The 4,012-nt window shown below is 72.4% G+C and carries 5 protein-coding genes; 1 reads left to right on the top strand and 4 read right to left on the bottom strand.

The features are described 5' to 3' along the window. Positions 1–718 (top strand): L,D-transpeptidase (locus tag HW578_RS23770; protein ID WP_198373186.1); only part of this gene is annotated, 718 nt, incomplete at its 5' end. Positions 719–862: 144 nt separating this feature from the next. On the opposite strand, the gene HW578_RS23765 is transcribed toward HW578_RS23770, so the two are convergent. From HW578_RS23765 to HW578_RS23750, 4 genes are all read right to left on the bottom strand, one after another. Further along, positions 863–1,360 carry a cupin domain-containing protein gene (locus HW578_RS23765; RefSeq protein WP_198373185.1) on the bottom strand — a complete coding sequence of 166 codons (498 nt, stop codon included), beginning with the start codon at positions 1,358–1,360 and terminating at the stop codon, positions 863–865. 147 nt (positions 1,361–1,507) lie between these two features. After that, a complete protein-coding gene (locus HW578_RS23760; RefSeq protein WP_198373184.1) occupies positions 1,508–1,999 on the bottom strand; it encodes a hypothetical protein in 492 nt (163 codons plus the stop codon). A gap of 79 nt (positions 2,000–2,078) precedes the next feature. Further along, positions 2,079–3,260, bottom strand: coding sequence for a M20 aminoacylase family protein (locus HW578_RS23755; protein ID WP_198373183.1), 1,182 nt, complete (start codon positions 3,258–3,260; stop codon positions 2,079–2,081). An 18-nt stretch (positions 3,261–3,278) separates the two neighbouring features. Then, on the bottom strand, positions 3,279–4,012 hold a 734-nt coding region (locus tag HW578_RS23750), incomplete at its 5' end, for an SDR family oxidoreductase (protein WP_408906264.1).

Below are 4,012 nucleotides of genomic sequence, written 5' to 3'. Positions count from 1 at the left end.
CATGCTGGCCGAGGTGCCCGGCGCCGCACGGCCCGACCCCGCGCAGGCCGCGCGCTGGGTCGCGCTGGCGCGGGAGGCCATGGCCGCCTCTGGCCAGGCAGCGCCGCGCGCCGAGCTCGCTCTGCTGGTGGACCGTGCCCCCTCGGTGCAGCGCATCGGACTTATGCTGCTGCGCGCCGAGGGGCCTTGGGAGGTGCTTGCGGTGGCACCTGCCGCCACCGGAACGCGCGGCCGGCAGGGGTATTTCGTGACGCCCACGGGCGTCTTCGCGCATGACGGCGCGATCCTAGGATACCGCGCTCTCGGCACGCCCAATGCGCAGGGAATCCGTGGCCTCGGGGCGCGCGGGGCGCGGGTGTGGGATTTCGGCTGGCAGCCCGCCGAGCGCGGCTGGCGCGAGGATGGCAGCGAGGCGGAGATCCGCTTCCTGCTGCATGCGACCGACCCCGCGCTGCTCGAACCGCGCCTCGGCCGGCCGGGTTCCCAGGGTTGCGTGCGCATCGGCGGCGCGATGAACCGCTTCCTCGACCATCATGGCGTGCTGGATGCGGAGCTCGAACGGATGGCGGCGGAGGATCGCCGCGCCGCCGCGCTGCTCCCGGCCGATCGCCAGCCCACCTCGCTCGCCGGGCGGCTGCTGATCGTGGTGGACAGCGATACGCGTCCCATGGCGCGCATCGCAGGGGAGTCCACGCCGGCGGCATCCTGCGCTGCTTGATCGCGGCGGCGCGGGTCATCCACGGATGCCGGCGCCACACCGCGCGCCGCCGACCTGCGCGTGAACTACGCGGGAATCCTGGCGTGCGGTGCGCCGCGCAGCACCCGCCATCCCGACGACGTCGACCGCCGCCCTCGACGTGCGTCAGCCGCCCGGCGCGCGGTGGATCGGGTCCACCCAGAGCACCGTCTCGGGCTTCTCCACCGGCTCGATGTCGATGTTGATCGCCATCGCCTCGTTGTCGGAGCGCACGAGCACGCATTCCAGCGTCTCGTCGGCCGAGGCGTTGATCTCCTGGTGCGGCACATAGGGCGGCACGTAGATGAAGTCGCCCGGGCCGGCCTCGGCGACGAATTCCAGCTTCTCGCCCCAGCGCATGCGCGCGCGGCCCTTCACCACGTAGATCACGCTCTCCAGATGGCCGTGGTGGTGCGCCCCGGTCTTGGCATCGGGGTGGATGTGCACGGTGCCGGCCCAGATCTTCTGCGCGCCGACGCGCGCCGCGTTGATCGCGGCGGCGCGGTTCATCCCCGGCGTCTGCGCCGTATTGGGGTCGAGGCTGTCGGCCGGGATGACCCGCACGCCCGAATGCTTCCAGCCATCGGGCGGCGCCTCGGTGTGGTGGTGACCGTCATGCGGCATGGGGCGGCTCCTGCGCGTGGTGGGCGCAGGAATGGCGCGGCCTGCGCGCAGGCCGCAAGCGGGTCGCGAAAATAGCGATGCGCTTGCACGGCCGCCATGCGCGCGGGCATCGCATGCTCCCGCAGCGGCGTTCCGGGCGAAACCCTGTCAGGCTGTGCGCGAGCCGGCCAGCCAGATGCGCGCGCGGTAGCACAGCAGCAGCAGCGCCGCCTGCCCGGCGAACCAGAGCACCGGCACGCTGACATGCCCGAACAGCACCAGGGCGCCGAGCATCCCGGCGCAGCTCATCACCAGCGCCAGGTGCACGGCGTGGTCGAGCGCGCGCAGCGCGGCCTGTTTCATCGGCCCCATCGCGCCCATCAGCGGCATCGCAAGCGGCATCGCCGCGAGCAGCGCCAGGATCGCTCCCGTCACCACCATGCCGCCAAGCCCGCCCCACAGCGCCACCTGCGCCGCAAAGTGGTATCCGAGGGCCGGATCGGGCAGCAGCCAGCGCAGGGCCAGCATCATGGCCGCGATGCCGGCCATGGCGTCGAAGGCCGCGCGGGCGGGTTCGTCCACCGGCGGCGCACCCCCCCAGCCCGCGGCGCTGCGCGGCAGCAGGGGCCATGCATCGATCTGGCGGGGCGTGCGAGGCATGGGCGGGCTCCGGTGCGAGGGCAGGACCTCCGCAACCTTCGCCCGCAACGCTTGCCAACCCCTTAACGGAGGCCGCGGGTCACCCCTGGCGCGGCAGCAGCCTTTCCGCGAGCGCCGACCACCAGGAGGCGCCGATCGGCAGGATGTCGTCGTTGAAGTCGTATTTCGGGTGGTGGACCTGCGCGTCATCCGCACCGCGGCCGCCGCCCAGCATCAGGTAGGCGCCGTCCTTGGCGTTCAGCATGAAGGAGAAATCCTCCCCCCCCATGGTCGGCTTCGACATGGGGAGCACGCGCGAGTCGCCCTGCACGGCGCGCGCGGCGTCGGCCGCGAGGTGCACCGAGGCGACCTCGTTGATGGTGGCCGGATACAGGCGGATGAACTTCGCCTCGGCGGTGGCACCGAAGGCGGCGGCGATGCCCTTCACGGTGTCGAGGAACCGGCGCTCCAGAAGGTCGCCCACCTCGGGGGCGAACCAGCGCGCAGTGCCGAGCATCCGCACCTGTTCCGGGATCACGTTGTAGGTGTGCCCGCCATTGATGTGGCCGATGGTGATGACGCCACCCTCCACCGGTTCGACATTGCGCGCCACGATGGATTGCAGCGCCTGCACGATGGCGGCGGCGATCACGATCGGGTCGTTACCGTTGTTCGGCATGGCGCCGTGGGCACCCTTGCCGGTGATGGTGACCTCGAGATTCGCCACCGCGGCCATGACCGGGCCCTCGCGCCAGAGGAAGGTGCCGGCCGGCACGCCCGGCCAGTTGTGCAGGCCGAAGACGCGCTCCATCGGGAAGCGTTCGAACAGGCCTTCCTTCACCATGACCTCGCCGCCGCCGAAATTCTCCTCGGCCGGCTGGAAGATGACATAGACGGTGCCGTCGAAGTTGCGCGTCTCTGCCAGGTACTTGGCCGCGCCCAGAAGCATGGTGGTGTGCCCGTCATGGCCGCAGGCGTGCATCTTGCCCGGGATGGTCGAGGCGTGGGGGGCGCCCGTCTCCTCCAGGATCGGCAGCGCGTCCATGTCGGCGCGCAGGCCGATGGCGCGGCCCGAGGCGGCGTTGTTGCCGCGGATCACGCCGACCACGCCCGTCTTCGCGATGCCGGTCACCACCTCATCGCAGCCGAATTCGCGCAGCTTTTCTGCGACGATGCGCGACGTGCGCACCTCCTCGAAGGCGAGCTCGGGGTGCTGGTGGAAGTCGCGCCGCCAGGCCGTCATCTCGGCGTGGAAATCGGCGATGCGGTTGTTCACGGGCATGGGAAGGTCTCCGTCGTGTTAGGCGGAGGTGTGGGGCGCCGCGAAGGTGAGGGCAAGGCCCTGTTCGAGGCCGATCGGCTCGACGCCGAGGATGCGGCGCATCGGACCGATATCGAAATCCTTGTCCTCGGTCAGGCGGCGGATCTCGTCCGCCGTGACGCGCGGGAGACCGGGGATGAGGCGCGTGAGCGGCGCCAGCAGGCGCAGCGGCAGGGCGGGGATGGGCAGGATGGGCGGCGCGCGCAGCCCGGCCGCGGCGGCCACCGCCCGCAGGAAGTCGCGATAGGGCAGGGGAGCGGGGCCGGCGATGACGATCGTGCCGGCCTCGCGCCAAGCCTGCCGCAGCGCGGCGAGCAGGCAGCGCGTCACGTCGTCCTGGTGGATCGGCTGCACCAGCGCCCGCCCGCCGCCGGGCAGCGGGGCGAAGGGCAGGCGCGCGACCAGCGCGGCGAGGCGCCGCACATTGTCCTCGCCCTGCGCGCCGTAGATCATGGTCGGGTGCAGCATCACGCCGGTGCGGCCGGAGGCCAGGAAGGCGGCCTCGCCCGCCCGCACGCCGTCGCCATGCGCGTCCGGCCAGCGCGAGAAGCGGCGCGTCGATCCCATCAGCACGAAGGAGGCATCCGGTGCGGCCGCGGCGAGCAGCGCCGGCGCCCAGCGCGCATGCGCCGTGCTGACGATGCGCGTGGCGCCGGCCAGGGCGCGCCGAAGCGCCTCGGGATCGCGCAGGTCCGCCGCGCGCAGCCCGCCCG

The organism is Roseomonas rosulenta, assembly GCF_016106005.1.
Taxonomy (GTDB): domain Bacteria; phylum Pseudomonadota; class Alphaproteobacteria; order Acetobacterales; family Acetobacteraceae; genus Neoroseomonas; species Neoroseomonas rosulenta.
This window is presented reverse-complemented; position numbering and strand designations above follow the sequence as displayed.

Coding starts and splice junctions, on each gene's coding strand:
- HW578_RS23765 (WP_198373185.1), bottom strand. CDS start 1,360: ATGCCGCATGACGGTCACCACCACACCGAGGCGCCGCCCGATGGCTGG.
- HW578_RS23760 (WP_198373184.1), bottom strand. CDS start 1,999: ATGCCTCGCACGCCCCGCCAGATCGATGCATGGCCCCTGCTGCCGCGC.
- HW578_RS23755 (WP_198373183.1), bottom strand. CDS start 3,260: ATGCCCGTGAACAACCGCATCGCCGATTTCCACGCCGAGATGACGGCC.